The 1064-nt window shown below is 37.9% G+C and carries 1 protein-coding gene; it reads right to left on the reverse strand.

Annotated elements, in window-relative coordinates; all coding sequences use genetic code 11:
- Positions 1-83: 83 nt before the first annotated feature.
- The coding region (locus FJR05_RS12375; RefSeq protein WP_168644370.1) for a HAMP domain-containing sensor histidine kinase at positions 84-1064 on the reverse strand (981 nt) is incomplete at its 5' end.

The raw sequence follows: 1064 nt of genomic DNA on the forward strand, positions 1-1064 counted from the left end.
CCTTCTTCCTTCTTCCTTCTTCCTTCTTCTTTCTTCCTCCTGACTCCTGACTCCTGACTCCTGACTCCTTGATTCCTGACTCCTTAAAGAGGAATCCTGACGATAAATGTCGTTCCTTTTTTTACTTCTGTATCTAATGTGATTTCACCGTTGTGTTGATCAACGCATTTTTTGACTATTGCCAAACCTAAACCTGTACCGGAAATACTACCAACATTAGAGGCTCGATGAAAAGATGTAAATAAATCAACTCGATCTTGTTCAGGAATGCCAATACCATAATCTTGAATTTGAAAGATTAGTTGATTATTTTCGATCTCTAACCTAAAATCAATTGGACTATTTTCAGGAGAATATTTAATAGCGTTGCTGAGGAGATTTGTGAGAATTTGGCGCACGAGTTTGGGATCGAACTGCACAAATAAAGTATCATTTAATATTGGCTGACTGCTATTGAGAGAAAAGTTAATTGTCCGGCGGCTGCTAGTATCTTCTATTTGCTCTTTCAGCCGTAAACAAAAGGAAATTATATCTAATAGTTCTGGTTTAAATTCCATTTTCTGGGCTTCAGCCCGGTTGATCATGAGAACATCATCTAGGAGTTGAACTATATGTTTGATAGTTTTTTGAATAACCTCTAGATGTCCCTGTCTTTTTTCTGGGGTCAGGCGATCGATAAAGGTTTGTAAAATACCTGTAGATGAGGCAATAATGGCTAAAGGTGTGCGAAACTCATGGGATGCCATAGAAATGAAGCGCGATCGCATTTTACTGACTTCTTTTTCTTGAACTAGAGACAGTTGTAATTGCTCAAATAAATGCGCTTGTTGAATAGCGATCGCTAATTGATTGGCTATTTGTTGCACAAGTTCAATTTCAAAAGTTTCCCAATGACGAGGTGCAGAACATTGATGAATACACAGTAAACCCCATAAATCTTCTCCCTGTAGTAATGGCACAACTAAATTAGCCTTAATCTGAAATTGTACTAAAACATCACGATAGCAATGTAACTGTTCACACTCCCCCACTAAAAAGGAATTAGGAAGTAACAGGGATAGGAG

This window comes from Dolichospermum sp. UHCC 0259, assembly GCF_009711935.1.
Classification (GTDB): domain Bacteria; phylum Cyanobacteriota; class Cyanobacteriia; order Cyanobacteriales; family Nostocaceae; genus Dolichospermum.